This window comes from Mycobacterium sp. 1165196.3 (assembly GCF_001673415.1).
Lineage (GTDB): Bacteria > Actinomycetota > Actinomycetes > Mycobacteriales > Mycobacteriaceae > Mycobacterium > Mycobacterium europaeum_A.
Map to the genome: position 1 here is coordinate 1 of NZ_LZLU01000248.1, position 4,338 is coordinate 4,338.

Consider the following 4,338-nt stretch of genomic DNA (forward strand, 5'->3'; position numbering starts at 1 on the left):
GCGGCTGGCCTCCGAGATGCTGGAGCTGGCCGGGATCGCCGACCGCGACCCCGCCGACACCCTGCGCGACGGCACCGCGATGGACCGGTTCCGCCGGCTCGTCGCGGCCCAGGGCGGCGATCTGTCGGTGCCGTTGCCCCTCGGTCGGCATGCCGAGACCGTGACCGCGCCCCGGGGCGGCACAATGGGCGATATCGACGCGATGGCAGTGGGGCTGGGGGCATGGCGGCTCGGCGCGGGCAGGTCCCGCCCGGGCGAGCGGGTGCAGCTGGGCGCGGGGATCCGGATCCACCGCCGGCCCGGCGAACCGGTCACCGCCGGCGAGCCGTTGTTCACCCTCTACACCGACACCCCGGAGCGTTTCGGTGCCGCGCTGGCCGAGCTGGACGGCGGGTGGAGCGTCGGCGACACGGCCCCGACTCCCCGGCCGCTGATCATCGATCGGATCGTGACATGACCGCACCGCTGGGCCTCGAGCAGATCAGGAAGGCCCCCAAGGCCCTGCTGCATGATCACCTCGACGGCGGCCTGCGCCCGTCGACGGTGCTGGAGATCGCCGGGCAGATCGGTTACGACGGGCTGCCCGCCACCGACGTCGACGAGCTGGCGACGTGGTTTCGCACCCGTTCGCACAGCGGCTCGCTGGAGCGCTACCTGGAGCCGTTCTCGCACACCGTCGCGGTGATGCAGACGCCCGAGGCGCTGCACCGGGTCGCCTACGAGTGCGTGGAAGATCTGGCCGAGGACTCGGTGGTGTACGCCGAGATCCGGTTCGCGCCCGAACTGCACATTGACCGCGGGCTGTCCTTCGATGCGATCGTCGACGCCGTGCTGGCCGGCTTCGCCGACGGTGAGAAGGCCTGCGCCGCGGCCGGGCGCCCGATCGTGGTGCGCCTGCTGGTCACCGCGATGCGGCACGCGGCGGTGTCCCGGGAGATCGCCGAGCTGGCAATCCGGTTCCGGGACAAGGGAGTTGTCGGGTTCGACATCGCCGGCGCCGAGGCGGGCAACCCACCGACCCGGCACCTGGACGCTTTCGAATACATGCGAGACCACAACGCGCGCTTCACCATTCACGCCGGTGAGGCGTTCGGCCTGCCGTCCATTCACGAGGCGATCGCCTTTTGCGGGGCGGACCGGCTGGGCCATGGGGTGCGCATCGTCGACGACATCGAGGTGCTGGGCGACGGCAAGGTCCGGCTGGGTCAACAGGCATCCATTTTGCGGGACAAGCGAATTCCGTTGGAGCTGTGCCCCAGCTCCAACGTGCAGACCGGTGCCGTCAACAGCATCGCCGAGCATCCGTTCGATCTGCTGGCCCGCACCCGCTTCCGGGTGACTGTGAACACCGACAACCGGCTGATGAGCGACACCTTCATGAGCCGCGAAATGCACCGGCTGGTCGAGGCTTTCGGCTACGGATGGAGCGACCTCGAGCGGTTCACCATCAACGCGATGAAGTCAGCGTTCCTCCCGTTCGACGAGCGGCTGGCGATCATCGACGAGGTGATCAAGCCGCGCTATGCCGTGCTGATCGGCTAGCGGCTCACCGTCATATGTGCCCCGGCATCCCGATGTCGGGGTCGGCCGGTGCCGCGGGCGCGACCGGCACTGCCGGCGGCGCGACGGGCGGTGCCTCCACGGGCGGCGGCGCGACGGGCGGCGGCGCGATCGGCGCCTGGTCCACCGGCGGCGGTGGGGCCGCGGGCGGCGGCGGGGCGATCTGCGGGGCGGCCGCCGGCGGCAGCGCGTACGGGCCTCCGGCGCACACGGGATTGGCGGGCTGGCTGATGCATGCGGTATCCGCCGGGCCGGTGGGGGCGGCGTCGGCGGCGTACGGCCCGCCCTGACACTGCGCGACCTCTGGCATCGCCACACATCGGGGATCGGACGGGTTGGTCGGCAGGCCGGGATCGGGATTATCTTGCGGCGCAACGAGGATTCGCGCGGCCGGCGCGGGCATCGCGTTCGCCCGTGCGCCCGCACCCGCCGCGGCGACTGCGATCAGCGCTGCGGCCACAACCGTTTTCGCCATCACGTCGCGGACTCCTGTAGAGATCGTCCAAGCCATCGTGCCCCCAGCTACGGGCCCGGCACGGCTTGTCCGGGCTGTCGATCAGTCTGCGCCATGCGCGCCAGATCCGGTAGCCCATAACGGGTCCGGCTCGACCGACAGCCCCATGGCCCGCACCGTGCTGGCCAGGTGGGTCTGCACCGCCCGGAGCGCCCGCGGCAGGTCGCCGTCGCGCAGGGCCTCGGCGATGCCCCGATGCTCGGCCATGATCGTGGCCACCCGATCGGGTTCACGCTGCGCCGATTCCCCGATCATCCGCATCTGGCGGTCGCGCAGCGTCGAGTAGAAGTTGGACAGGATGGCGTTGCCCGACTCTTCCAGGGTGATGGCGTGGAAGGCGCGGTCGGACTCCAGGAATTCCCGCCAGTCGGCGGCCGCCGCGGCCGCACCCTGCCGTCGCAGCTCGCCGGATTGCCGTTCGAAGACCACGGCCCACACGGCGGGACCGCGTCCCACCACCTTGGCCGCCGCGAACTGCTCGAGCACCAGCCGGGCCTCCATCACCGCGCGGACCTCGCCGGGCGAGACCGGGACCACCAGGGCGCCGCGCTGGGGATACAACCGCAACAGCCCCTCGGCCTCGAGGCGCAGGAACGCCTCGCGCACCGGGGTGCGCGACATCCCCAGCGCGGTCGCGACGTCGCCTTCGCTGATCAGCTCGCCGCCGGCGAGCTCGCCGGTGAGGATCTGGGCCTTGACGTGATCCAGCGCGCGATCCTTGGCCGTGCCCGGCCGCGGGCTCTTCGCCGCCATACCGCCCCGCTCTGGTAGCTAAGTCGTATCTCAAGGGTGCTCCTGACCGTACACGAGCCTTCTTTTACCAGGGCATATTGACACTAAGATACAAGATAAATACTATTCGGATACGAGAGATGCCCAAGCGGTGAGGAGACCGAGATGGCCACGACGCAGACATTGACCCCGAACCTGGATCCGACGATCCCGGCACCGATGATCAACGTGGCCGAATACGGGTTCGAGGGCCGCTTCGAAGAGTGGGCCGCCCAGGCCGAGTACTTCGAGTACTCCAAGGCGGCCAACCCGATCGGGTCGGGGCACGTCCCCGCGGTTCCGCTGCGCCGGTTCGATCCCGAGCTCTACCTCGATGCCGCAACCGGCGTGATCCCGCTGGACCTGTCCCGGGAGCTGGGCATCGGCACCGGCGCGGCGACCAGCCCGGCGCTGCTGGCCAACTTCGTCAGCATCCGCGCGGGCGAGCAGATCGACACCAGCCCCAACGCCACCTCGCAGCTGTACTACGTGCTGTACGGGCGCGGCTTCGCGGCGGTCAACGGCCGGCTGGTCGAGTGGGAGAAGGGCGACTTCGTGACGCTGCCCGCCGGTTGCCGGTCGGTGTTCTACGCCGCCGCCGACACGGCCATGTACTGGGTGCACGACGAGCCGTTGATGCGATACCTGGGCGCCGAGGCCACTCGGCCGCGCTTCGAGGCGACCAAGTTCCGCCGCGCCGACGCGGTGGCCAAGCTCGAGGAGATCGCCGCGCGCCCCGGCGCCAACGAGAAGAGCCGGGTGAGCGTGCTGTTGGCCAACGCCGATCAGGAGCAGACGCTGACCATCACGCACGTGCTGTGGGCCATGTTCGGGGTGCTGCCGCCCAACCAGGTCCAGCGCCCGCACCGGCACCAGTCGGTCGCGCTGGATCTCATCCTCGACGCCCCGGCGTCCGGCTGCTACACGCTGCTGGGCACCCGCCTCGACTCCCGCGGCGACATCGTCGATCCCATCCGGGTGGACTGGCGGGCGGGTTGCGCCTTCACCACCCCGCCGGGCATGTGGCACGCCCACTACAACGAGACCGACGAGCCCGCCCACCTGATTCCCGTTCAGGACGCCGGGCTGCACACCCACCTGCGCAGCCTGGACATCAAGTTCACCCAGCGCCGCGACCTGGCCGGGTGATCCCCCGGCGGCGGCCCATGCACCGCCGGAGTTCGGCGAATAGTGTGGCTGGACATGAAGGTGCCCCTGCTGGGACCGGTGTCGCTCACGGGCTTCCAGAACGCCTGGTTCTTCCTGGTCCTGTTGATCGTGCTGCTGGTGATCGGCCTTTACGTCGTGCAGCAGTTCGCCCGTCGTCGCCGGGTGCTGCGCTTCGCCAACATGGAGGTGCTGGAGCGGGTCGCGCCGCCGCGGCCAAGCAAGTGGCGTCACGTGCCGACCATCCTGCTGGCCGCCGCGCTGGTGTTGCTGACCACCGCGATGGCGGGGCCGACGTCGGACGTCCGGATTCCGCTGAACCGCGC

General features: G+C 70.3%; 5 protein-coding genes and 1 pseudogene. 4 read left to right on the forward strand and 2 right to left on the reverse strand.

Annotated elements, in window-relative coordinates; genetic code table 11:
* Both A5659_RS23985 and A5659_RS23990 read left to right on the forward strand, forming a co-directional pair.
* Nucleotides 1–457 (forward strand): annotated as a pseudogene (locus A5659_RS23985) (thymidine phosphorylase); the annotation flags it as partial.
* Nucleotides 454–1,542, forward strand: a complete 1,089-nt coding sequence (locus tag A5659_RS23990; protein ID WP_067024440.1) for an adenosine deaminase — start codon at nucleotides 454–456, stop codon at nucleotides 1,540–1,542. The pseudogene A5659_RS23985 and the gene A5659_RS23990, both read left to right, overlap by 4 nt.
* A 10-nt stretch (nucleotides 1,543–1,552) precedes the next feature.
* Here A5659_RS23990 and A5659_RS27945 read toward each other — a convergent pair whose 3' ends face one another.
* Nucleotides 1,553–2,035, reverse strand: a complete 483-nt coding sequence (locus A5659_RS27945; RefSeq protein WP_067184773.1) for a hypothetical protein — start codon at nucleotides 2,033–2,035, stop codon at nucleotides 1,553–1,555.
* 81 nt (nucleotides 2,036–2,116) lie between these two features.
* Nucleotides 2,117–2,827, reverse strand: coding sequence for a GntR family transcriptional regulator (locus A5659_RS24000; RefSeq protein WP_067184776.1), 711 nt, complete (start codon nucleotides 2,825–2,827; stop codon nucleotides 2,117–2,119).
* Between the two features lie 144 nt (nucleotides 2,828–2,971).
* Between A5659_RS24000 and A5659_RS24005 the strand changes: the two genes are divergently transcribed.
* Together A5659_RS24005 and A5659_RS24010 are read left to right on the forward strand one after the other, a co-directional pair.
* Nucleotides 2,972–3,994, forward strand: coding sequence for a cupin (locus A5659_RS24005; protein WP_066878545.1), 1,023 nt, complete (start codon nucleotides 2,972–2,974; stop codon nucleotides 3,992–3,994).
* A gap of 54 nt (nucleotides 3,995–4,048) precedes the next feature.
* Nucleotides 4,049–4,338 (forward strand): BatA domain-containing protein (locus tag A5659_RS24010; protein WP_197498184.1); only part of this gene is annotated, 290 nt, incomplete at its 3' end.